Source organism: Paraburkholderia sp. SIMBA_054 (genome assembly GCF_046534875.1).
Classification (GTDB): domain Bacteria; phylum Pseudomonadota; class Gammaproteobacteria; order Burkholderiales; family Burkholderiaceae; genus Paraburkholderia; species Paraburkholderia hospita.
The window spans coordinates 69,459-91,891 of record NZ_JAWRXV010000017.1 but is presented as its reverse complement, the minus strand read 5'-3'; the positions used below and the strand labels follow the sequence as shown (position 1 = coordinate 91,891).

Genomic DNA, 22,433 nt, shown 5'->3' with positions numbered 1-22,433 from the left:
GCAGGGACAGGCCGCCGTCCTGCGCGGCCTGGATGGAAGGGGTAAAGCGGCTGGGTCCTGCTGCCCGTTACTTGCGGAGCGAGTCGAGATCGATGACGAAGCGGTACTTCACATCGCTCTTCAACATGCGCTCATATGCTTCATTAATCTGCTGCATCTGAATCATCTCAATGTCCGAGGTGATGCCGTGCTTGCCGCAGAAGTCCAGCATTTCCTGCGTCTCGGCAATGCCGCCGATCAGCGATCCCGCCAGACGACGGCGCTTCATGATCAGGTTGAACACCTGCGGCGACGGATGATCGTGCTCCGGCGCACCCACCAGCGTCAGCGTCCCATCGCGCTTCAACAGGTTGATGAATGGATTCAGATCGTGCTGCGCCGCGACCGTGTTGACGATCAGATCGAAGCTGTTCACATGCGCTTCCATCTCGGCCGGGTTCTTCGAGATCACCACTTCATCCGCGCCGAGGCGCTTCGCGTCTTCGATTTTCGATGCCGACGTCGTGAACAGCACGACATGCGCGCCCATCGCGTGCGCGATCTTCACGCCCATGTGGCCAAGGCCACCCAGTCCGACGACGCCAACCTTCTTGCCCGGCCCCGCGCCCCACGTGCGCAGCGGCGAATACAGCGTGATGCCCGCGCACAGCAGCGGCGCGACGCCAGCGGGGTCGAGGTTTTCCGGCACGCGCAGCACGAATTCTTCATCGACGACGAGTTGCGTCGAATAGCCACCGTAGGTCACGGCGCCCGTCTGCTTGTCGTTGCCGTTGTACGTGCCGACAAAGCCGTTCTCGCAATACTGCTCGAGGCCTTCCTGGCAACTCGGGCACGTGCGGCACGAATCGACCAGACAACCGACGCCGACCAGCTGGCCGACCTTGTACTTCGTCACTTGCGACCCAACGTTCGTCACACGGCCGACGATCTCATGGCCCGGGACGACGGGGAAAATCGTGTTCTTCCATTCGTTGCGAGCCTGGTGCAGGTCCGAATGACAGACCCCGCAAAACAGGACTTCCATCTGTACATCGTGTTCGCGCAGGTCGCGACGCTGAAATTCGAACGGCGCGAGTTTCGATTGCGCGTCGGTTGCGGCATAGGCGTAGGTCGTGGACATGAGGGCTCCAGCTTGTAGATGCAATTGCGCGAGGCGCCGCGCAGCATGCTCGCGCGGCGGTTGAATCTGTCGTGCGCCGAGGCACGCGGAATGTCCGCCGTGAGGTCCGTCCGATGGGCGTAAGCGCTGCATGCAAGCGGCAACGCAGGGTTGGCAGGCCTCGTGCGAGGCGCCGGACGGTGTGTCGCGGACAGGTAGCGGGCTTTGCGACAGGGTTCCCATGTTAGGGACCGGGCGCCTCCCAGGGAATACCTGAACATCTTGAAGGCTTGCCTATTTCTCCTGGAGCCATCCGCAGTAGGCCATTTAATGCTAGATTTCAAGCCATATTCTCTGGCGTCGCATGTTATCGCCGAATGGATTTCATCATGTCCGACACAAAACTTTCAAATGGCTCACCGCTCGCGGAGCGCTCGCCGCAACAGCGCATGGTCGAATTGCTGCGCACGCTCGCGCCCGCCGAAGGCATGACGGACGCGCCGCTCGAAGGCGTCAAGTTCCTGCGCGCGAATCATCCGATGCCGCGCCGTCCCGTGATGTACGAGCCGAGCATCGTGATCGTCTGCCAGGGCCGCAAGCGCGGCTACCTCGGCGACCACGCGTACATTTATGACGCGCAACAGTATCTCGTGCTGTCCGTGCCGCTGCCGTTCGAGTGCGAGACGGAGGCGAGCGTGGACGAGCCGTTCCTCGGCATTTCGGTTCGCGTCGATCTGACGATGGTCGCCGAGCTGCTGATGCTGCTCAACGAAACGCACGGCGCCGTCGACAGCGAGCCGCGCGGCATTTACTCGACGCCGCTCGACCAGCCGCTAAGCGATGCCGTGCTGCGTCTGCTCGAAGCGCTGGTGTCGCCTGTCGACGCCCGCATTCTCGCGCCGTCGATCGTGCGCGAGATCTGCTATCGCGTGCTGACGGGCGTGCAGGGCAATGCGATACGCGCGGCGCTCACGCATCAGCATCACTTCGGCCGTATCGCGAAGGCATTGCGCCGCATTCACACCGAGTACGACGGCGATCTCGATGTCGAGACGCTCGCGCGCGAATCGGGCATGAGCCTCGCGGTCTTTCACGCGCAGTTCAAGAACGTCACGTCGACTTCGCCGATGCAGTATGTGAAGACCACGCGTCTGCATCACGCGCGTCTCTTGATGGTGCAGGACGGGCTGAACGCGGGCGCGGCGGCGGCGCGCGTCGGTTATGAAAGCGCGTCGCAGTTCAGCCGTGAATTCAAGCGTCTGTTCGGTCTAAGTCCCGTCGATGAAGTGAAGCGTATGCGCGGCACGCTGGACCCCGTCGTGCCGCCGCAGCCGCAACGCGCCGTCCCGAAGTACGTGACAACGAACTGAAGCGGCGCACGAAGTGGTGCTGTCACGCGGCGTCGTGGCAGCACGCGCAAAGCTTGTTTCCGTCGAGATCGCGGAAGTAGGCGCCGTAGTAGTTCGCGTGATATTCGGGGCGCAGCCCTGGCGGACCTTCGCACGCGGCGCCATTCGCAAGGGCCGTCGCGTGCACGCGATCGACGGTGAGACGGTCCGCCGCCAGCAGCGCGACCATATGGCCATTGCCCGCAACGGCAGGCGCGCCGTCGAACGGCTTGCCGACGAGAAACAGCGGCCGCGCGACGCCCGGCTTCATCCATCCCGCCCAGGGCCGGTCGTCCTCGCGAAACTTCAGCACGAGTCCGAGATCGGCAAGCACCGCCGAATAGAAAGCAAACGCCCGCTCGAAATCGTTGACGCCGATGAATACGTGGGAAAGCATCGAATACGGCTCCTTTCAGGCGGAAACAAGGCAAGGCAGGTAACGCCGATACCAGCATGAATGCTGATCTGGCTACGCTTTTGCGTGGTGGTTACGATGGCTGCGCTGTCTATTCAAATAAAACTCGCGAACAACACTCGCGAACAACACTCACGGAGCCCATCATCATGAAGCGTTTTCACATCGCGCTCGCCGTTGCGAACCTCGACGAATCGATTGCCGACTATAGCGAGCGTCTCGGACAACCGCCCTCGGCCGTCGTGCCGGGTCAGTACGCGATGTGGCGCACTGATCTGCTTAACTTCTCGATCAACGAAAAGCCCGAAAAAGCAGGGCAGTTGCGCCATGTCGGCTTCGAGGACGACGCGGTCGAAGGCTATTCGAGCAGCCTCGACGTCAACGGGCTCGAATGGGAGCTGTTCTCCGCGGCCGAACAGGACAGGCGCATCGTCGGCACATACGGCGTGCCCGTGAAAAGCTGACTTCGCCGCGAAACGAAAAAGCTTACTTCTGCGCGCCGTTTGCTTCCTGCGATGTGTAGTGCGCGCGCTTTTCCTCATACATCAGCAGATCGGCGCGCTGCACGCCCGCTTCGATCCGTTCGCCGCGCTGCACGGTCGCCATCCCCATCGAGAAGGTGATCGGCGAGCCCGGATAGAACTGGTTGTTCAGATCGACCAGCTGACGGATTGTCTCGATCATCATCGCGCCGCCGCGCTCGTCGGTGCCGGGCAGCAGGATCGCGAACTCGTCGCCGCCTATACGCGCCGCGTTGAACGGCGTCTCCATCGCTTTCGCGAGCACTTCACCGGCGCGGCGCAGCAGCGCGTCGCCGGCGGCGTGGCCGAGCTGATCGTTCACGCGTTTGAGGCCATTGAGGTCGGCCATGATGACCGTCACCGGGAACGGCCCTTTGCGTTCGAGCCGGTTCAGTTCATCCACATAGAACGAGCGGTTGCGCAGCTTGGTCAGCACGTCGTGCTTGCCGAGGAACTCCAGATACGCTTCGGCCTTCTTGCGCGCGGTGATGTCGGTGAGCGCGACGAGCACCAGGTCCCATGTGCGTTCGTGTCCCGGCAGCACGGAGAACTGCAGATGCACGTGCACCTCGTTCGCTTCGAGCGAATAGTTGAGCACTTCGCGCTGCTGGAACAGCTTGCCGTCCCACAGGTCGATCAACTGCTCGCGGAAATGCGGCCGCATGTCGTCGCGGAACACTTCGGGAAGGCGGCCGAGCAGCGTCTTCTTGTCGGGCGCAGCGAACATCTCCAGCGTGTGCTGGTTGACGTCGAGCACATGAATCTCGGCCATGCAGCGCTCGACGAACTCCGGGTGCACGTCCGTGAAGGTGCGGAAATCGGTGATGCCCGCCGCGCGCGCGTCGTCGAGCAGATGCTTGACGGCGCTGAAATCCTCGACCCACAGCGACACGGGCGAATACTCGAAAAGCCCGCGCACGTACTGCTCGGCCGCCGTCACGCGATGGCGCGCCCCTTCCAGTTCAGTAATGTCTTCCGTCGACACCAGCACGCGGTCCCAGCGTTCCTCATGGCCCGGCAGCACTTTGCCCTTGAGCAGCACGTCCAGACGCCGGCCGCCCAGCGTGTAGTTGACCGTCTGGCTCGTGAAGTGCGATTGGCCGGACCAGAGCTGGCACAGTTCTTCAAGGTGCGTCTTCAGCATGTCGTCGCGAAAGATCGCCGACAGGTTGTCCGTCAGCGCGCTGAAATCCGCGGCTTCGAACAGTGACAGTGTCTGCTGGTTGACCTTGATGACGCGGATGCGGCTCGCGCACTCGGCCACGCGCTTGATGTCCTCGCCGATGTGCGCACGCAGATCCGTCACGCCTTGCGCGCGCCAGTCTTCGAACAGCGCCCTTACGCCGCTGAAGTCTTCGAGCCAGAGCGCGACGGGCGCGAGATCGAACATTTCCGAGTCGTCGTCGGCTGTGGAGCGCGGGCGAGGGTGGTTGGGCATGACAGGTCCAGAATCGAATTTCTCGCTATTCTACGGTGCCAATTGGGCCCGGAGAAAATGTCGGGTGTCCGGTATCGGCTCGGCCAGATGCGGCCGCAACCGTTATAACGGCAAATTGCAGCAATTCTGCAGCCGTCGCGCGGAAGTCGAGCACAGACGACTAGTGTTTATCCCGCGAGTACTGAAACAGTTGTTTGAAACGCATCGCGGCAAAGCGCGGCGAGCCGCGTTGCAGTCTGCTTCAGCCGTGCTGGATCGACGGACAATGCGTTTTCGACGCCTTCAGCAATCCCGTTTACGCGCACAGCGATGGGCTGGTCCGCGTGTTCCCACGTTTGCGCGAAAGCCGTTTGCTTGCAGGGCCGCGCGAAGTCTTCGTCGTGCAGCAGATTGATGCGCGGCAACGCATGCGCGATCGCGACGATCCGGCCATGCAGGCTGCTGCCGATATAGCCGCGGCTGTGCGCGAGCAGCGCGCAGACGTCCCAGATATTCAGCGAATCGAAGAGATGAACGGACGGCGCGCGCATGCGCGCAGCCGTACGCTCGAAGCACGACAGGTCGTCGTGCCACGGCGCCGCGCCTGCGCGGAAGAACACGATAGCGAGGTCATGCGCGTGTGCGGCATGGTCCAGTTGCGCGGAGATCTGGTTGAGCGTCGCGTCGTCGCCGAAGTCGGCGCTGAATTGCACGGCCAGATAGCCGCGCGGCGCAGCTTCGCGTATCCGCGCAACGGCCTGCTTCGATGCATGTGCGCGGATCGTGTCGTCGAACAGTTCGGCGACCATCACCGCGCAATCGGGCGCGAGCCGCGCTTCGATACCCGACTTCGCGAGCAACGCTTGCGTGTGGATGTCGCGTACGCTGATATCGTCGGCGCGGGCGAGTTTGGCGAGCACTTCGTCGCGCATCCTGTTCTCGCGATGATCGAGCGTCACGCCGCCGACCGCATTGAACAGAACACGCGTGGCACACGGCCATCCATCCTTCGACACGACATACGGCGCAAGCTCGCGCGTGCCGAGCACACGTTGCGCCCATTCTGATCGATCGTGCTGCTGCGACGCGATGATCCGTTGCGCGTCGTGGTTCGATTGCAGCATCAGGGCGGCGTCCCACGCATCGCAGGTGAGAATCTCTCCGCCGACATGAAGCAGATCGACCGCACGTTCGTGCAACTGTCGAAGTGCTTCAACGCGATGCCCGCCTTGCGCGCGCAGATCGCGCGCCACGAGTCCCGCGAAGCGCACTTCGCGACCCGCGAGCATGCGCGCAACGACATGAGGAAACAGCATGTCGCCGAAGTTGTGCCGGTCGAACGCGCCGAACAGCATGATGGGTAATGATTGCGCACTCATCGATCTATTCCGCCATCACTTGGCACGCGCCACGTGCCGCACCATCGCGAGTTGACTTTCGCATTTCCATGCCCTACGAATCGAATTAACCGGTCGTCGGTTATATCGGTGCGAAGCTTCTTACAAGTCACTGAATTCTGTTCGGAGGGTACACGCAATTCCCAATTGGCCGCGCAAACACGCATCGCGCCACTGCACGCGAGCGGCACGCGCAATTCGAGGAAGACGTGTTTTCCGGTGAAGGCATTCGACGCGCTTCGCCGTGAAGCGGGCGACGATCAGTCTGCAACGCGCCGGCATGCCGGTGCGCCTCGTCATGCCTTGAAGCAGAGAATCGTCATGTTCGCCTACATCATCGTCGTCGCCGTGTCGGCCTTCATTCCCTATGTCGCGACACCTGCCGCGGAAGCGGGCGTCAAGGCCGTCGTCTCGCATCACAACGATATGGAAACCAGCAACGCGGCCGTCACGCCGACGCTCGTCGCGCAGGACGCGCCCGTCGCGTCCGTGGCAAATACGCAGCCTCGCGAAGCGCATTGACGCAGCGTACAGCGCAGTTTCATCAACGGCGTCTTGAATCCTGACTGCACGAAGCGGGCCGCATGCCCGCCGTGCACGTGTTGCGACGGCGCGTCCTGATCGACCACGCCGAGCCGGCGCTCGTCCGCATCGATGCCCTTCGTCTGAAGGATGTTTTATCGGCCTGTAACATGGGTGTCGATAATGATCGATCCAGCCGCCGCGCAGCGGCTTCATGCGTCACCACCGAAAGGAGTGCAACCGAATGAGCACGATCACCACGAAGGACGGCACGCAGATTTACTACAAGGACTGGGGCTCGGGCAGTCCCGTCGTCTTTTCGCACGGCTGGCCGCTCGACGCGGACGCGTGGGATGCGCAGATGCTGTTCCTGCTGCAAAACGGCTTTCGCGTGATTGCGCATGATCGTCGCGGACATGGCCGCTCGGATCAGCCGTCGAACGGCAACGACATGGATACCTACGCCGACGATCTCGCCGCGCTGCTCGACGCGCTCGACATCCAGGGCGCAACGCTCGTCGGCCATTCGACGGGCGGCGGCGAAGTCGCGCACTACATCGGCCGGCACGGCACGAAGCGGGTCGCGAAGGCCGTGCTGATCGGCGCGGTGCCGCCGTTGATGCTGAAGACGGAAGCGAATCCCGGCGGCCTGCCGATGGACGTGTTCGACGGTATCCGCAAGGGCGTCGCCGACAACCGCTCGCAGTTCTACAAAGACCTTGCGATGCCGTTCTTCGGCTTCAACCGGCCGGACGCGAAGGTGTCGCAGGGCACGATCGACGCGTTCTGGGCGCAGGGCATGGCAGGCGGTGCGCACGGCCAGTACCTCTGCATCCGCGAGTTCTCTGAAGTCGACTACACGGAAGACCTGAAGAAGATCGACGTGCCGACGCTGATCCTGCACGGCGACGACGACCAGATCGTGCCGATCGACGCAGCGGGCAAGCTGTCCGCGAAGATCGTGAAGAACGCGACGTTCAAGATCTACGAAGGCGCGCCGCACGGCATGTGCGTGACGGAAGCCGACAAGGTCAACGCCGATCTGCTCGCGTTCATCAACAGCTGACATCCGGAAAATATGTCGAAAGCGGCGCGCCCTTGCGGGACGCGCCGCTTTGCTGTTTCATCCGCAGTGTGCTGCATCGCCCGATGCAGCTAACGAAAGGATGACCTCACGCATGACAATCGAACTGGACAAGGACGTGCGCAGCGAAGCGATTGCTTCGTTGCAGCGCTACTTCGGGGAGAACATGGACGAGCCGATCGGCAATATCCAGGCGGGCGCGCTGCTCGGCTTCTTCGTCGAGGAAATCGGCCCGGTGATCTACAACCTCGCCGTGCAGGACGTGCAGGAACGCATGCAAGCACGCGTGTCGGAACTCGATATCGAGTGTCACGAAGACGCGTTCGGCTACTGGACGAAGTACGGCAAGCGGCGCTGAATCGCGCCCATCCGCTTCATGCCGCGTCGCGGCTGCGATTGTCGCGCAGCACGAAGTCGACGAAGGCGCGCTGCGGTGCGGGCATGTGCTCGCGGCTCGCGTAGTGGAGACGCGGCCCGGTGAACGATTGCCACCAGTCGTGCAGGATTGGCACGAGCGTGCCGTTGTCGAGCGCGGGGCGCAGGAACTCGCCGAACGAATAGACGATGCCAAGCCCGTCGACAGCCGCGCGCTGCTGGATCTCGATCACGGAAGCAACCCGCGGCCCGTTCGGCACCTCAGGCAGGCGATCCTGTCCTACATAGTGAAATTCCAGGCTTGGCATCTCCTGCCGCCCGTCAAGACGCGCGATCCGTAGTCGCGGGCAGGTATGTTATCGCAGGCGCTTTTGGGACCTCCTGAAAACTGTCAGAGCAGATCGCAGTCTTACAAATAGAGGCTCTGCGGAGAAACCGCCAGATTTTACCGAGATGGACCCGACGCCTCCCTCCGGGGGACGCTAACGCACTCACCCAGGCGTGCGGAGCTTCATCATGGAAATCGACGTCAGACAACGCAGGCGGACGGCCGCCGTTATGGCCCCCCATCAGGCCGCACACACCGCTGTCGCGCCATGCGTGCGACCAGTTGTAGACGCTCTGTACGCTCACACCAAGCTGCTCGGCAATGACCTTGGGCTTGATCCTGCGCCCGAGCATCAGCAGCCCGCCGCTCGCGTGCGCGTGTCACGACGCCCGTGATTGATCGACAACTGTTGCAACGTCGTTTCCTCGGCCTCGCTCAGTTCTACGACACACTTCATCCGCTACCCCGGCGTCAAGTTAGCGAAATTCAAACAGATTTACCAGGGCCACTTAGGATCACCACCGTGCGTATGCAATTGGACCTTGGTTCAATTGCATAATGCCGCGCGGCGCGCAAGATGCGGATAAAAGACGCGAAGTGGACGAACTTCGATGGTCGTGTATTTCGTGGAACACGGGCAACGTCACGCAATGAAAACAGGGGCGCCGCGCTCCGCGTCGAAGATCAAGGGCGCTTTACGCGCACTACCGGGGACGGAGGTTACATCGTGGACCACCTCGTTGTCGCATTGATTGCGTTCCTATGCATTTTCGGCAGCGCGCTGGTTGGTTCCTGTCTGCGCGCCGTGCTGCCGAATCACCACCTTAGCGATGAATCAACCAGTGTCGTCAAACTGGCGACTGGCATGATCGCTACCATGGCCGCGTTGGTACTTGGCCTGCTGGTCTCGTCGGCGAAAGGCTCGTTCGATACGACGAATGGCGAGGTTGTGCACAGTGCCGTCGACATCGTTCGTCTTGATCGCGTGCTGTCCAGTTACGGGCCCGAGACGCGTAGTATCCGCGAACAGCTTAGACGCAACACCGCCGCGTCGATCTCGTTACTCGCTACCGCCGATCCCGCACAACTCGAGCGCATGACGAGCCCGCAGGCAGTAGCCAAGGCAGAAGACTTTCAGCGGCAGCTGGAAAACCTCTCGCCGCACGACGCGGCGCAAAGTCGATTGCAGGCGAAGGCGCTGCAGATTGTCGATGAAGTGTTCACGGCGCGCTGGCTGGCATTGCTCCAGGAGAAGAGTTCAATCCCCATACCGCTATTAGTCGTCCTGGTGTTGTGGCTGGCCATTATCTTCGGCACGTTTGGCTTGTTCGCCCCTCGCAACGGCACAACTATGACGGTCCTGGTCCTGGGTGCTCTGTCGACTGCCGGCGCGATTTTCATGATCCTGGAAATGAACACGCCGCTCGATGGGGTAGTCAGAGTCTCCCTTGGACCCATGCGCGCCGCGCTCGCCATCATCGGGCAGTAACCGCTCGATCGCACGTTTGCTCTGCTGGTCACGCGCTCAAGCCTGATCACCGATTGAACCAGCGATACTGGAGCGCAACCGAGACCGTCTGGAAATTGCCGCCGACGCGTGTTATCAGCCCCTGCGACCACGCGAGCTTCGCAGACCACTTTTCGGCAAGCGGAACCGACAGCGTGACGCCGTAGCGCACACTTCGCTGGAGGTCCTTATCCTGGACGCCATTTACGCTTGTCCGACCACCCGTGAAATACGTCACATCGGCGGCAAGCCATAGTCCGGGCCGCCAGTTGTAGCCGCCGTGCAACTGGAACACAGGCATCGGATCCTGACTGCGCCTTCGCCCGTGGAAAAAATCGCTGTTGTCTGTGAAGAACCACACGCCCGCGGCTCCCTCCACGAACCAGTCGCCGATCGGCTGGGACAGTCCGACCTCCGGTTTGACCGACCAGCGGTTTGCCCCCACGTTGATCAGGCGGGACGGTACGTACTGACCCGTCGGCGCAACCACGCTCACACTTGCACCGAAGATAGTGGTGGGGCTGCGCTGCGCGAATTCCTGCGGGGTCATCGCCGGATCGCCGAGAAGATTCACGGCAAACCTGAAGCGGACGTCGCCCAGTCCCGAACGGTACGCACGCTCGGGCATACCCTCGACGTCGCCCGTCACGTTTGCGCTCGCATACGGCACGGATATCGCAACGCTTGCGGTATGGCCAGCGATGCCGAAGCTGTGGGAATAACCGATTGCATAGCTATTGATCTTCGCCTGCACGTTAGTGATCGGCAACGAAGGGTCGAACGAGACGTCGCCGCTCGATCGTGAGTAGTTGACGACCACGAAATTCGTTCCGACCGGCGCAGCCGAATAGGTGCGCGGCTCCATTTCCTGGGCCCCTGACAATGCCGGCCAGAGCAGAGCGACGCAGGCAAGTTTCTCTCGAAAGCGCCCGACAGCACGCTTCATCGACTTGATCCTGGGCCGGCGACCAGATCTGAAGGAGTGGTTGGAGTCGATCGATGTTTTCGGCATTTTCGCGACACTTCGTCCCTGATCGACGCTCGTTGAGTTCAGCGACGTGAGCATCATTCCTTACGGTGTTCGGGGCCGTTCCGGCTTTGCATTGCGGCGGCAACGCCGGAAACGTTACGCCCAGGATCAATGTGCTATCTGACGTATAAGAAGGCCGGATCATCGCTGCTCGCAATAGGACTAAAGTGCAATGTGCACGAGAGTGAATGCAGCTAATCTGGAATATGCGTCAGTCCGGCCGCATTGTCCCTTGGGGGAAAGTCGCAAGGATCTTGCGCCGGTCACATCAGGAGGTGACTATGAAAATTCTGTTCATGTTGATATGTGTAGTGCTGTCTTCGAACGCGTTCTCGGAGTGCGTTACCAACGCTCGTGGCATGACAGAGTGCAACAACGGACAGGCGGCCGGCGGCTATAACGCGAATACGGGCAACGCGTGGAAGGCTCAAAAGAATCAGAACGGCGTGACGACGACGCAAACAAGCAAGGGCGGAGAGGCCAAGACGAAGAACGGCAAGGGTGTCTACAAGAGCCCGAGTGGAAAGACATGCTATCGCAGCGCCAACAGTCAGGGTTGCAATTAAAAATAGAAAATGGGATGCGGATGCGGAGCGGCTCATCGCAACGAACGCGGCTGCAAATGCCATGGGAGCCATCCGTGCAAACAGCATGCCGTTCCGGCAATTTCGCGTGTACAGCGGCAGCGGCGCGGGTTATCGCGTGTAACGGCGTCAGCTCGGTGCCACGCCTCCGATCGCGCCGCCGCCGGTTCATTTTCACTGCGAAGAAGTAACACCCGCACACAAGGCCAGCAAGCGTTCAGTGAGCGATTGGCTCCCGCGTGGACACCGCGCGCATTGGCGTAAAGATGTGTTCACTACTTGACCGGTGCGCGATGCGAGTGTTTCGGGTCCGCACCAGAATTCTATGCAGGCGCCGGTATCACGCGGTAGTAAACGCCATTCGCACCGTAAGACGGTTGGAACCACGTATTGCCGCACAAATAGTAGGTGGAACCCTGAACCTTGGGCGAGATGCAGCCAGCGGGCAATGCCGCGTAGACGGCACCCATCGCGAACGACCCGCCAACGGGAGCGGCGTTGTACGCACTGGCGCTGCCGGCTGCGACACCGGCGTTGTATGCGTTCGATGTCGCGGCTGCCGTGTTGGCTGAAGCAATGGCAGCGCCGGCTGCTACACCGACTACAGCGCCCGCGGCGGCTGCGCCTGCTGTGGACCAGCCGCCGCAGTTGTAGCAGCCGGACCCGTAGTTATTCACGACAACGGGCGGATGGTACGCAGCATATGTCCCACCGTAGTAGGGACTGTGATAGGCCGTCGCGCCCGATGAGTTCGTATACGTCGTATAACCGGATCCAGTTGCGTGGGTCGCCGTGCCGCCGTAAGCGTTGGTCGCGGTGGTGCCCTGACCATATGTATGGGTCGCGCTCCCGCCGTATGGATTGGTAACGGTCGTTTTCCCGGATCCTTCCTGGTGGGTCGCAGTATCACCATAGCGGCCGGTTGCGGTCGTGCCTTGCCCGTATGTGTGCGTTTCGCTGCCACCCCAGGCGTTGCTGCGGGTTGTGGAATCCGAACCGGGCGCGTGCGATGTGCTGCCTCCGCGATAGTTCGCATGCGACCACGCGCCGGCTGGGCCGGTGACGAGCGCCGGGACGAGCACACTCAGGAGACGGATGACGGCGGTCTTCATGATACGTCTCCTCATTGGGTTCCTCGCGGCTTCGTCTTCGGCGGCGGCTTCATTCCTGGGGCGTCGGTCGAGTCCGGGCGCGCGAACGCGATGTGCTCCGCACTGGTCGCTTTGGACGAAGCAAAGGCATCTGCGGGGACAGTCACATCCAGTTGCCAGTTGGACAGTTCCAGCACATGACGCAGCCTGGTCCGGTCGTTGAGGTAGACCGCATATACGCGGCGCGGCAGCTTGTCCTGCGCGCCGATCCAGATCTGCACGAACACATCCCCGGTGACATAGGCCACCATGTCCGTTGTCGTATCGCCGACCACGCGCGATTGACCGATATAGAAAGCGACCTTCAGTCCGTCGGCAATGTCCTTATAGGGATCCGCGACGATCACATCGGTAAACGGGAAATAAATCGCGGCGGAGTCGTAGGCGACCTGTAGCGCGGCGTCGATAGTCGGTGGCGCGTCGGCGACGGCGACCAGGTTGTCCGCCGGCTCGAACGCCATCATCGCCTTGCCGTCGTAGTAGAACTCCGAGGGCGGCCCGTCGCCGAGGGTGATGACCTTGAGCTTGTCCGGCCGCTGCAGTGTCACCTCCGATTTGGTCGAATAGACGAGGGGAGGACCGAGGCGGCTCGGGCTCTCATAGGAGACGACTGCCGTGAATGCCATTGATCGCGCGGCGGCCAGGCGGGCGCACGCCGCTTTGAGGACGTCGATCGCGCGCGGTTCGAGTCCTGGCTGGAACGACGGCGCGGCAGCCTTCGCGGGCTTGGCTGCTGCCTTAGCCGTGTGCTGTGTTTTCTGCGGCTGCTGGGCGTGGCCGCTCGCGATCAGGCATAGGCCAAGCGCGGCGAAGGTAACGCAGCACAGGAATTTCGCGTAGGTCATCGCGGCCTCGATGAGTAGTCCAGTTCAGCGGCACACCCGGCGACGATCACGGGATCATGCCGCACTCGAACATCTTGCTGGCGATGGGAGCAGCCACCTTGTCGATGAACGCAGCGCGCATTTGTGGATCGTTATGCAGCAGTTCTACGGCCTGCTGCTCCTTCTCCGATTTGGGCCGGCTTTTTTGCTGGGCTTTTTCCTGCCATAACTGCTCGCATGACGATTGCTGATACTTTTGAACGAGCTTGCCGGCAACCATATCCAGAATCGGGTATTGCGCGGCGGCCGTACCCGCGAACAGCAACACCGGTACGATCGCAAACCATAAGAGACGCTTGTTCATGACATCGCCCTCACATAGCCATCGAACGGTCATCAACGAGGAAAAGTGTCGCGATCACCGCTTCCGTAACAATGACCTGGTTCCTGATTTCCGCAGGCCGATTCCTGGAAAGGGCAATCAAACGCACGTGCCCAAGAGACAGAATAGGGGACCCGTACGGACACCGATATTGAACCTTGGTCTAATGTGTGTGCGGAACCCGCTGCCTCGTCACACGTGCCCGAACGTCCCCGTTCGGTTCGGTGCGTTAGCGAAGCGGGCATTGCCCACGGAAGCATTGTGAAGTCGCGTTGAGAGCCTTGGGGATATTGCTGGGATGCCGGGGCTTACTCCGCGAGATAGTCATGGACGACCGTGCCCAACCCGAGCGTCAGGTCCGTCAGGATGTGCACGCCCGATATCACTTCAAGCACAGGCAAGGCCGCAACCGGCGCGAGCGCGTGATGGAACAGCTCAAGTGCGGCCGGCCCTTCCCACGCGCCCTTCACGGTCACGTCCTCGCAGAAATAACGCACGAGTTCGCATATCCGCGGCGAGCCGTCCACATGAGGAATGATCTTGAGCAGAAAGCCCGGTGCGGACAGCGACGCGGCAATCTGGTCGTGCGGCAACGCACGGTGCTTGTATCCCATCGTCGCCACTGCAACCGGGACCGGGCCATACCTGAGGACGCCGCCGATGGTGTCCTTGGCGACCCTCAGTTCGGGTGATGCGAGCTTCTTGGGAAACCCCCAGATTTCGCGGCCGCCGGCAATCGGCGGTTCGTCATCGAGAAACATGGCATGGACATAGCCGCCGCGTTGGCCCCGAAACGAGACGGGAATGACCTGGCCGCTTTCGGTGTAGTCGCCAAACCCCGTCGAATCCGGCATCCGGATGAACTCGAATTTCACCAGTGGTTCGGTCATTTCGAGCGGAGCAGGAATGACGGCAGCCAGTACATCGGGGTCAGTGCGGTACGTGATAATCAGAAACTCGCGATCGACGAATCGATAGGGCCCGCGCGGATAGGCAGGGCTTGTCAGCGGCATGGCAAATGCGCGCTCTTTCACATCGGCTTCAGTCATGCGCCTGCTCCTCGTACATGTTTCGCTCACCCGGCAGGTCACCGGGTCAAGTCGTAGATGTGAACCCCACTACCCAGATCGGTTGCTTCCCGCCATTGCGGGTCCGAGACCGACTTGCACGCATCGCTGTAACCGAAGTCCCATAACTCCAGCACGGTCGCGCGTGAGAACTCGTAATCCTTGAAGTTCGCCGAGCGCGTGTTGTGCCGGTTGATGAAATGGACGAGGGCGACCGCGCCTCGCGTGCTGATCGCGCTGAGTTTCTGTACATCGGGGTCGTCCTGAAACGAAGGTGGCAGCTTTTCGAGAACCCGGCGCAGCGAATTGCGGAGCGCTTCGATCTCGCTGACACGGGTCGAATTGAAACGTGTTTTACTCGCGTACTGGATGTCCTTTGTGCGTTCCTGCACTTCCCCGAGCGTCTTGGGCAACTCGCCCGCGCCGCTGAATACGTCCACCTGCAGGACCAACGCACTCATTCGATAGTCCTCGTCCACCACATACCAGAGCGGCGAGTTGCACGAGATGCCGCCATCCCAGTACCACTCGCCGTCGATCTGAACGGCGGGGAAGCCAGGCGGCAGCGCACCACTCGCCATCACGTGCTCGGGCCCAATCGTGGATTTGCCGTTGTCGAAATAGACCGAGTTGCCGGAGCGCACGTTGACAGCGCCCAGTGAAAGGCGCACGGCTTTGCTGTTGATCAGATCGAAGTCGATCAGTTGTTCGAGTGTCGCTCTAAGCGGCTGCGTGTCATAAAGGCTTAACGTGTTCAGGTGTTCGTCGCTCACGGTAAACGGCGGTGCTGGCCGCGGTGAGAAAAAACCCGGTACGCCGAAAGCGACTGAGGATGCTGCACTCATGAAGTTGAAAACCGGCCGCATCGCGTCGAGTGACACGGGCGGCACGAATGGCGCATGCGCCGATACGCGTTCCCAGAACTCGCGCAATCGCGCGACGCGACGCTCAGGCGGATTACCTGCGATAAGCGCGGCATTGATCGCGCCGATCGAAACGCCCGCGATCCAGTCCGGAGCGACGCCAGCCTCGGCGAGGCCCGTATAGATGCCGGCCTGGTACGCGCCTAAAGCGCCTCCTCCTTGAAGGACCATGACGGTATTGTCGAACTTGCCCCAACTCGAGGTTGCGAGTGACGGTGCAACGGGGTGAGCCTTTGTCATGACTGTCCCAGGTCAGAGATGCTTATTCGCAACACGCGATAGAGCGCGGCCAGTTTTCGTACTGCCCATCGTGCCGCTATCGTTCCATTGCCTTCGCGGGCTCAATTGACGCTAGCGCCGCTGTGTCGCCGCCGGTAACGTCATGCGAATCTAACTGCTTCCTATTCTCCAACTCTCACTAGTGCACGTTTGCCAGTAGCGTGCCGACGGCCGGACGACACAGGTCTTTCCCAACTCGGATGTCACATCATTCAGACTATATGCGCTGTGGCGTGTGAACAATTGGCCTTTGGTTCAATCCAGTGGAAATTCAGCGTTTAGCACACCTGTATTCAACTCCATAAATCAAAGAATCCAACAACTCGACATTTACTATTGTTTGTACCGGTACTACGATTGATTTACCGTTCAGTAGGGTTTCGCGTGTAGTAGTTACCTGACTCGTCATTCGGCTGACCACGCCTGCATGCAGTCCTGTGCGGACCGATCCCCTTGTATCGTCGCCAGGACGAACATGGTGACGAACCGACAGCCCGGTAAAGACGCTGCGTGAAAAAACCGCTCGAAGGCGAACGACGGTCCTCACTATCTGGCCAGCGTCGCAACGCGTAGCAGCGGAATCAGTCTTCTGGTCAACGCGCTTCACCTCGTGGAGATCCTGAGGGTGCACTATCGTTAGCCCCATCTCCAGGCGCGAGCCCTCGAGAGGAACTCCGGCCATGGGCATCGTCATGCCAGTGATCATTGTTCTGGAAACAGCCATCATTCTGTGGTTGTTGATGATGTTTACCAGGCGACGGCGAATGGCGTTCACGATCTCTAGTATTAAACCGCTAGGTCTTGCCGATTATGTCGAACGTGCGATGACCCGTCTGCATGCAAGGCGTGCGCAGACTTCCACATCGTCTGCAGGAGCAGGTCCACTCGATGGGGGGGCGCGAGCCGGTTCGGCAGGAGAGGGGCGTGTGAACAAACATCGCATGGCGGAGGACGCGGTTGCGCCGGAAGCCGCTCAACGTCCATCACGCGCGGAGCGTTCAATGCCGGAGAGAGTGCACGCGACCGCTTCCGCCCGATCAGTTCGCCGCCAGTTGCATGAAAGTGGCGCACGAACGGTGCCATTGAACGATACCCATGCCAGTGCTCTGGATAGAGAAAGCGGCGAGGCCTACTTTCGCGACGCGCTCGGACTGCTGCCTATTTCGATTGTGATGCTCGGTGAGCGTGGCCAGATGTTGATGGTCAATCCGCAGACCGCCAGGCTATTTGGATACGAATGCGACGAACTGATCGGCAAGCCTGTCGCACTGCTGGTGCCGGGGCTGCATGTCGACAGTCACGTTCCGATGAGAGCGGGGTTGCTCGGATCGCAGGCGTCCGGCGACAGAACGGCATTGCACGAGTTGTCGGCGCGGCGCAACAATGGCACGGAATTTCAGGTGGAGATCGGCCTCAATGCGTTTCACTTCGACGACGACAGCGTCACGCTTGCATTCATCATCGACAGAACCGAGCGATTCGAGCTGGAGCGCAACCGGCGGGATCTCGCGCATCTGACTCGCGTGTCCACAGTGGGCCAGCTTGCGTCATCGCTAGCCCATGAACTGAACCAGCCGCTTACCGCGATTCTGAGCAACGTGCAGGCTGCGCAGCGCTTTCTCGCGGCCGATCCCATCGATCTGGCTGAGGTAAGAGAGATCCTGAATGACATCGTGCAGGATGACTATCGCGCTAGCGAAGTGATCCGGCGCATTCGCGCGGTCGTCAAGAAGGGCGATCTGGAAGTGGTATCGCTCGATCTCGCGGGCATTATCCGCGACGTCGTCCTGCTGGTGCGCAGCGATGCGATCGTGCGTGGTACGAGAGTGACGCTCGACATCGAGGACGATCTGCCGCCCGTGTCTGGCGACAAGGTGCAGTTGCAGCAGGTCATGCTCAATCTCCTCCTCAATGCGTTCGACGCGATGAACGATGTGCCGCCCGTTGACCGCGTGGTGTCGGTGACGCTCAGGCACGAGAGCAAGAATATGGTTTGCATCGCGATCAGCGATCGTGGTCATGGACTGACCGCCGACAAGCTGGACAAGATATTTAAGCCGTTCTTTACGTCAAAACCCCAGGGCCTCGGTTTGGGTTTGTCGATTAGCCGCACCATCATTAGCATGCACCGTGGGCGACTATGGGCCGAAAACAACATCGACCGAGGCGCGACGTTCTTTGTTGCATTGCCAGTTGGGAATGCGATGGAGCAGGATGAATCGCGAGAGAGACCATGACAGAATCCGCTTCGATTGTATTCGTCGTCGACGACGACGATTCCGTGTGCCGCGCGCTGGCGCGTCTGATCCGGTCGGCGGGCTACCGGGTGGAAACATTCGGTACGGCACGCGCATTTCTCGACAGGATGCCGGCCGATGCCTGTCCCGCGTGCGTCGTGCTGGATATTCAGTTGCCGGATCTGAACGGGCTGGAACTGGCGCGCGAACTCGATGCGGCGCTACCGATCATTTTCATCACGGGACATGGCGACATCGCGATGGGTGTCGGTGCGATGAAAGCGGGGGCAACCGATTTTCTGCCCAAACCCGTTTCCGATACCGACCTGCTGCGAGCGATTGAACAGGCGCTCGCGCGTGCGGTGCAAACGCGCGCGATCCGGCATGAACTCGACTCGCTTCGTGGTCGCGTCGAGCGGTTGACGCCGCGGGAGCGCGAAGTCATGGCACTCGTCGTGACGGGCCTTCTGAACAAGCAGGTGGCAAGCGAACTCGGAACGGTCGAACAGACGATCAAGGCTCATCGCAGGCGCGTGATGGCCAAGATGGAAGCCACGTCGCTGGCCCAACTCATTCGTATCGCAGACAAGGTCGGCATTTCAGGCGTCGCGTAATCACGCGCGCGTCGTTGAGCGGCCACGAGCCGGCTTGAACGGCCGGTCGTCCGGGCATGCTACGACCCCTTCGTCCACATTGCACCAAGGTCCACTATCGGTATTCGCGCCTGACTCGTAGTCTATGGTTTGGGGGAGTGCAGCACCCCGTGCATTCCCGGACACCGGACTACGTACAATGGGAAACCTCAAACCATTCGTTGTCATCGTCGATGACGATGAATCGGTGTGCAGAGCGATCAAGAGACTCCTGCGCTCGGTCGGCATCGCTGCTGAAACGTTCGCGAGCGGCGACGCGTTTCTCAACGTGCTGTCGTCCATTCCGTCATATCGCCCTGACTGCGTCATTCTCGATGTGCAGATGCCTGGCCTCAATGGACTCGAGGTCCAGCGGCGTCTGTCGGGCAGTGGCACGCCTGTCGTTTTCATAACCGCCCACGATAACATCAGCGTGCGCGAACAAGCCTTTGCAGGCGGTGCGGTCGCCTACATTCTCAAGCCGTTCAACGATGATCTGTTCATCCGGACCGTACGTGCGGCACTGGAAGGGGGACAGGCGTCCTAGTCGGGACATGTTCGCGCTGAACCGGTATTGGACCAAAGTTCAATTGCCAACGGACGGATCCGCTACCAATACTAGGAGTACCTGAGGCGCGGCGCGCGCCGCTCTGGGACCCGGTCACGCAGTGACTCCTTTTGAATGGAGCGTCCTATCATGTTCAAGCTTGTTCGCCTGATGGCAATGATTCCAGTCCTGCTCGCGGCGGTTGCCTGTTCGAGCATGGACTCGTCCAGTTCCGGGTCGGGCTCCAGCTCCGCATCCGGGTCAGCGCGTCCTGACCTTGAACAGAAAGCACGCGACGCGTATCGGACACTGATTGAGAAAACGCCAAAGGCGGGGGAACTGGCGACCAAGGCAACTGCGGTCCTGGTGTTTCCGGACATCGTGAAGGCGGGATTTCTTGTCGGCGCGCAGGAAGGAAACGGCGTGATGTTCGGTCCGGACGGCAAGGTGATGGGCTACTACAACGTCACGGCACTGTCTTACGGGCTGCAGGCTGGGGCGCAGACCTTCCATCAGGCGTTTTTCCTGATGACACCGGCGGCGCTCAGCTATCTGAACAGCAGCGACGGCTGGTCCGTCGGCATGGGTCCGAGTGTCGTTGTCGTGGACGAAGGCAAGGCGAAGTCGATGACGACGACCACACTGCAATCCGATGTCTACGCATTCATCTATGGCCAGGAGGGTCTGATGGCGGGCCTCGGCGTGCAAGGCCAGAAGATCACCAAGACCAAACCATGAGTCCGCGACTTGACGGCGCCGTCTCACGTTGACGTCGGATGGGCGTGAGTATGTGCCGGAACTGGATTGTCGAGGAGGCGTTTCGCCATGCAACACCTGATGCGAGTCTCATTCAGACTTGCGCGGCGATTGATGCGGTCGTCGGCACGGCAGCGGGCGGGATACGAAAGCACCGCACGCAACAGGCGGCAGCCGCGCAGCGCCAGTCCAATCAACAGCAGATGTCGCAACAACTGGCCACTTTCAACCGCGCGGTGGGGCATGTATGACCGGCGGCGGGTACACGGTTCAGTAGCCTCCGCAAGCAGCAGGAGATGCGGTCATGAAAGAGAGCACGTTCCGTATGGCGCTCGCAGTGTTCTTAAGTTTCGCTTCGGCCACGCTGTCCGCGGCTGAATTCGACGGCAGTAAGCCGCTGCTGTGCGCGACCATCGACGCGCATGCCTGCGATGCAGGGGAAACCTGCTTGCGCGCCTTGCCGTCGGAGTTGGGCGCACCGCAGTTCCTGCGCATCGACTTCGCGAAGAAGACCGTTACCGGCCCTCAACACACGACGCCGATCCGCTTCATGCAAACAGATGAGAAACAGATTCTCCTGCAAGGAACCGAGTTCACGTTCGCGTGGACGATCGTGCTCGACACGGTGGACGGCACGATAGGCGTTACGCTCGTCAACCGTGAAAACGCCCTGGTGCTGTTCGGTGCTTGCACCGCCATGTAGCTGCGACGGGTGATCCGATGAGACACGTAACGCTTGATCGTTTCACGCTCCGGTTGTCACCCGGCGCTCTGGCGCGGGTGCTTGCCTGTGCAACGTTGGCGCTCTGCGCCGCCTGCCACAAACCGGCTGCACCTCCGCCAGCCGCTGCGATCGATGTGACAGTCATGAAGGTCGAGCGGCGCGATACGCCAGTGGTTTTCGAATTCACCGCACAGACGCAAAGTTCACGCGAAGTGGAAATCCGCGCCCGCGTCGACGGTTTTCTCGACAAGCGGGTGTACACCGAGGGTCAACTGGTCCATACGGGACAGACACTCTTTCTGATGGATCCCAAGCCGTTCCTGGCAGCGCTGCAGACTGCAAAGGGCCAACTCGCGCAGCAGCAGGCGAGGCTCTATGTGACGAAGGCCAATCTCGCCCGCGTGATACCGCTCGCCGCGCAGAACGCATTGAGCAAAAAGGATCTGGACGACGCGACCGGCAACGAAAAGAGTGCGGAAGCAGCCGTGATCGCCGCCCAGGGCGAGGTCCAGACCGCCGAACTCAACCTCAGTTATACGACGATCAAGTCGCCGCTCGACGGCCTGTCGAGCTTCGCAAGACAGCAGGATGGCAGCTACGTGACCGCGAGCGCGACGGGCCTGCTCACCTACATCTATCAGCTGGACCCGATGTGGGTGAACTTCAGCCTGTCGGAAAACGAGCTGTTGAAGGTGCGCAGCGACGCCGCTAAAGGGCTACTGAGGCTCCCGTCAAATAGCGACTTCGAGGTGACGGTCGTGCTTGCCGACGGCACAGTGTTTCCTTCGACCGGCCACATCAACTTTACCAACCCGGCGTTCAGCACCCAGACCGGCACGTTCCTCGTGCGCGCCTCGTTCGCGAATCCGCAAGGCACGCTGCGTCCGGGCCAATTCGTGCGTGCCCAGGTCTCGGGAGCAATCCGCCCGAATGCCATCCTCGTCCCCCAGCGGGCGGTCCTGCAGGGTGCCAAGAGTCATTTTGTCTGGGTGGTAGATAACGACTCAAAGGCGCGTCAACGCGTGGTCGAAGTGGGTGAATGGCATGGCGACGACTGGTTCATCAACAGCGGGTTGCAACCCGGCGAACGCATCGTGGTCGACGGTGCAATTCGAGTCCTCGCGGATACCCCCCTGAAGATCACCGGGGCGCCCCAGCCAGGTGCAGCCACCGATGCGCCGCCGGATGAAGGACAGCATCTCGCGACGCGCCAGTCCGATCAGACCGTGACGAAGTGAGGAGCG

The 22,433-nt window shown here is 61.0% G+C and carries 26 protein-coding genes; 14 read left to right on the top strand and 12 right to left on the bottom strand.

The window, feature by feature from the left end:
* Positions 1–67: 67 nt before the first annotated feature.
* Positions 68–1,120: an NAD(P)-dependent alcohol dehydrogenase gene (locus SB822_RS21595; protein WP_007746378.1), complete on the bottom strand. Its 1,053-nt coding sequence runs from the start codon at positions 1,118–1,120 to the stop codon at positions 68–70.
* 368 nt (positions 1,121–1,488) lie between these two features.
* Between SB822_RS21595 and SB822_RS21590 the strand changes: the two genes are divergently transcribed.
* On the top strand, positions 1,489–2,469 hold the full coding sequence (locus tag SB822_RS21590; protein WP_079489872.1) for an AraC family transcriptional regulator: 981 nt from the start codon (positions 1,489–1,491) through the stop codon (positions 2,467–2,469).
* A gap of 22 nt (positions 2,470–2,491) precedes the next feature.
* Here SB822_RS21590 and SB822_RS21585 read toward each other — a convergent pair whose 3' ends face one another.
* A complete protein-coding gene (locus tag SB822_RS21585) occupies positions 2,492–2,884 on the bottom strand; it encodes a VOC family protein (protein ID WP_086914568.1) in 393 nt (130 codons plus the stop codon).
* Between the two features lie 167 nt (positions 2,885–3,051).
* Here SB822_RS21585 and SB822_RS21580 point away from each other — a divergent pair, with 167 nt between their 5' ends.
* Positions 3,052–3,366, top strand: coding sequence for a hypothetical protein (locus SB822_RS21580; protein ID WP_009769527.1), 315 nt, complete (start codon positions 3,052–3,054; stop codon positions 3,364–3,366).
* A gap of 22 nt (positions 3,367–3,388) precedes the next feature.
* Here the strand turns inward: SB822_RS21580 and SB822_RS21575 are convergent, their stop codons facing one another.
* Positions 3,389–4,861: a sensor domain-containing diguanylate cyclase gene (locus SB822_RS21575; RefSeq protein WP_039901852.1), complete on the bottom strand. Its 1,473-nt coding sequence runs from the start codon at positions 4,859–4,861 to the stop codon at positions 3,389–3,391.
* 167 nt (positions 4,862–5,028) lie between these two features.
* Positions 5,029–6,219 (bottom strand): polysaccharide pyruvyl transferase family protein, encoded by a 1,191-nt coding sequence (locus SB822_RS21570; RefSeq protein WP_410855597.1) that lies wholly within the window; start codon positions 6,217–6,219, stop codon positions 5,029–5,031.
* Positions 6,220–6,558: 339 nt separating this feature from the next.
* Here SB822_RS21570 and SB822_RS21565 point away from each other — a divergent pair, with 339 nt between their 5' ends.
* The 4 genes from SB822_RS21565 (at position 6,559) to SB822_RS21550 (ending at position 8,201) form a co-directional block, all read left to right on the top strand.
* Positions 6,559–6,759 carry a hypothetical protein gene (locus SB822_RS21565; protein ID WP_410855596.1) on the top strand — a complete coding sequence of 67 codons (201 nt, stop codon included), beginning with the start codon at positions 6,559–6,561 and terminating at the stop codon, positions 6,757–6,759.
* Between the two features lie 62 nt (positions 6,760–6,821).
* A complete protein-coding gene (locus tag SB822_RS21560; protein ID WP_086908685.1) occupies positions 6,822–7,007 on the top strand; it encodes a hypothetical protein in 186 nt (61 codons plus the stop codon).
* Positions 7,004–7,825, top strand: a complete 822-nt coding sequence (locus tag SB822_RS21555; RefSeq protein ID WP_007739180.1) for an alpha/beta fold hydrolase — start codon at positions 7,004–7,006, stop codon at positions 7,823–7,825. Before SB822_RS21560 ends, SB822_RS21555 begins: the two co-directional genes overlap by 4 nt.
* Before the next feature lie 112 nt (positions 7,826–7,937).
* The gene (locus SB822_RS21550) at positions 7,938–8,201 is read left to right on the top strand and encodes a DUF2164 domain-containing protein (protein ID WP_410855595.1); all 264 of its coding nucleotides are present in this window, start codon (positions 7,938–7,940) and stop codon (positions 8,199–8,201) included.
* Positions 8,202–8,217: 16 nt separating this feature from the next.
* On the opposite strand, the gene SB822_RS21545 is transcribed toward SB822_RS21550, so the two are convergent.
* Entirely contained in the window at positions 8,218–8,526 is a 309-nt protein-coding gene (locus tag SB822_RS21545) for a hypothetical protein (protein WP_410855594.1), read from the bottom strand.
* 13 nt (positions 8,527–8,539) lie between these two features.
* Positions 8,540–8,899 carry a helix-turn-helix domain-containing protein gene (locus SB822_RS21540; protein WP_410855593.1) on the bottom strand — a complete coding sequence of 120 codons (360 nt, stop codon included), beginning with the start codon at positions 8,897–8,899 and terminating at the stop codon, positions 8,540–8,542.
* Between the two features lie 374 nt (positions 8,900–9,273).
* Here SB822_RS21540 and SB822_RS21535 point away from each other — a divergent pair, with 374 nt between their 5' ends.
* Positions 9,274–10,035, top strand: coding sequence for a DUF4239 domain-containing protein (locus SB822_RS21535; RefSeq protein ID WP_079501936.1), 762 nt, complete (start codon positions 9,274–9,276; stop codon positions 10,033–10,035).
* Positions 10,036–10,081: 46 nt separating this feature from the next.
* On the opposite strand, the gene SB822_RS21530 is transcribed toward SB822_RS21535, so the two are convergent.
* Positions 10,082–10,999, bottom strand: coding sequence for a transporter (locus SB822_RS21530; RefSeq protein WP_410855592.1), 918 nt, complete (start codon positions 10,997–10,999; stop codon positions 10,082–10,084).
* A gap of 365 nt (positions 11,000–11,364) precedes the next feature.
* Between SB822_RS21530 and SB822_RS21525 the strand changes: the two genes are divergently transcribed.
* Positions 11,365–11,649 carry a hypothetical protein gene (locus SB822_RS21525; RefSeq protein WP_007739171.1) on the top strand — a complete coding sequence of 95 codons (285 nt, stop codon included), beginning with the start codon at positions 11,365–11,367 and terminating at the stop codon, positions 11,647–11,649.
* A gap of 341 nt (positions 11,650–11,990) precedes the next feature.
* Here SB822_RS21525 and SB822_RS21520 read toward each other — a convergent pair whose 3' ends face one another.
* From SB822_RS21520 to SB822_RS21500, 5 genes are all read right to left on the bottom strand, one after another.
* Positions 11,991–12,779: a hypothetical protein gene (locus tag SB822_RS21520; protein ID WP_086914605.1), complete on the bottom strand. Its 789-nt coding sequence runs from the start codon at positions 12,777–12,779 to the stop codon at positions 11,991–11,993.
* Positions 12,780–12,790: 11 nt separating this feature from the next.
* Positions 12,791–13,663 (bottom strand): DUF2092 domain-containing protein, encoded by an 873-nt coding sequence (locus SB822_RS21515; protein WP_410855591.1) that lies wholly within the window; start codon positions 13,661–13,663, stop codon positions 12,791–12,793.
* Between the two features lie 46 nt (positions 13,664–13,709).
* Positions 13,710–14,006 carry a hypothetical protein gene (locus SB822_RS21510; protein ID WP_007739166.1) on the bottom strand — a complete coding sequence of 99 codons (297 nt, stop codon included), beginning with the start codon at positions 14,004–14,006 and terminating at the stop codon, positions 13,710–13,712.
* Positions 14,007–14,332: 326 nt separating this feature from the next.
* On the bottom strand, positions 14,333–15,073 hold the full coding sequence (locus SB822_RS21505; protein WP_009771153.1) for an acetoacetate decarboxylase: 741 nt from the start codon (positions 15,071–15,073) through the stop codon (positions 14,333–14,335).
* 38 nt (positions 15,074–15,111) lie between these two features.
* On the bottom strand, positions 15,112–16,254 hold the full coding sequence (locus SB822_RS21500) for a patatin-like phospholipase family protein (RefSeq protein ID WP_410855590.1): 1,143 nt from the start codon (positions 16,252–16,254) through the stop codon (positions 15,112–15,114).
* 719 nt (positions 16,255–16,973) lie between these two features.
* Here SB822_RS21500 and SB822_RS21495 point away from each other — a divergent pair.
* The 6 genes from SB822_RS21495 to SB822_RS21470 all read left to right on the top strand — a co-directional run bounded on the left by SB822_RS21495 (position 16,974) and on the right by SB822_RS21470 (position 22,427).
* Positions 16,974–18,530, top strand: a complete 1,557-nt coding sequence (locus SB822_RS21495) for a sensor histidine kinase (protein ID WP_410855589.1) — start codon at positions 16,974–16,976, stop codon at positions 18,528–18,530.
* Positions 18,527–19,144 carry a response regulator transcription factor gene (locus SB822_RS21490; RefSeq protein WP_007739162.1) on the top strand — a complete coding sequence of 206 codons (618 nt, stop codon included), beginning with the start codon at positions 18,527–18,529 and terminating at the stop codon, positions 19,142–19,144. Before SB822_RS21495 ends, SB822_RS21490 begins: the two co-directional genes overlap by 4 nt.
* 178 nt (positions 19,145–19,322) lie before the next feature.
* A complete protein-coding gene (locus tag SB822_RS21485; protein WP_007590261.1) occupies positions 19,323–19,709 on the top strand; it encodes a response regulator transcription factor in 387 nt (128 codons plus the stop codon).
* A 150-nt stretch (positions 19,710–19,859) separates the two neighbouring features.
* Complete coding sequence (locus SB822_RS21480; RefSeq protein WP_007590262.1) at positions 19,860–20,447, top strand: YSC84-related protein; 588 nt, start codon at positions 19,860–19,862, stop codon at positions 20,445–20,447.
* A gap of 322 nt (positions 20,448–20,769) precedes the next feature.
* The gene (locus SB822_RS21475; protein ID WP_410855588.1) at positions 20,770–21,168 is read left to right on the top strand and encodes a hypothetical protein; all 399 of its coding nucleotides are present in this window, start codon (positions 20,770–20,772) and stop codon (positions 21,166–21,168) included.
* Positions 21,169–21,185: 17 nt separating this feature from the next.
* A complete protein-coding gene (locus SB822_RS21470) occupies positions 21,186–22,427 on the top strand; it encodes an efflux RND transporter periplasmic adaptor subunit (RefSeq protein ID WP_410855587.1) in 1,242 nt (413 codons plus the stop codon).
* The last annotated feature ends 6 nt before the right edge of the window (positions 22,428–22,433 follow it).